Source organism: Chrysanthemum yellows phytoplasma, from assembly GCF_000803325.1.
GTDB classification, from domain to species: Bacteria; Bacillota_I; Bacilli_A; order Acholeplasmatales; family Acholeplasmataceae; genus Phytoplasma; species Phytoplasma asteris.
Genome location: NZ_JSWH01000067.1, coordinates 1 through 496, shown reverse-complemented (window position 1 = coordinate 496; position 496 = coordinate 1). Strand labels below are relative to the sequence as shown.

The following is a 496-nucleotide window of genomic DNA, read 5'->3' as shown; positions in this document are numbered from 1 at the left end:
TTTTTGTTCAATTTCTTTTGGGGTTTTTCCTTCTTGAGAAAGTTTTGTTGCGTATTCTGTTAACTCTTTTTTTAGTTTTGTCTCTTCTGCTGCTTTGATAGCATCTAAATCATAAACTTCTACTAAATTTGGGGGTGGTGTTTCACCTTTGGGGGTTGGTTCGTTAAAATAAAAAACTATTCCTGCATAAATAGCTGTTGTAATTAATATTGTTCCGCCTAAAAAAGGTCCTATAACTGGAATTCCAAGACAAGATAAGCCAAAAATAAAGCCAATTGCAATAATAATACTATTAAATATGTAAGGAATTAGTTTTAAAGGGAATCCTAGCCATTCTAAAAAATTCTTACCGCGTTCATTTATATAATAAGCCAAATCTTTGGTTTTTTCCCAAATAACTTTAGCCACTGGTCCAATTTTGGCTGCTGATTCAGGGAAGAATTTAGAAATTATTAACCATATTGCCCCTCCAATTATTGTGATTAGTAATAAAGTA

At 31.7% G+C, this 496-nt stretch carries 1 pseudogene; it reads right to left on the bottom strand.

Going from position 1 to position 496, the window contains the following annotated elements:
* Positions 1–496 (bottom strand): annotated as a pseudogene (locus tag OL66_RS00875) (hypothetical protein); the annotation flags it as partial.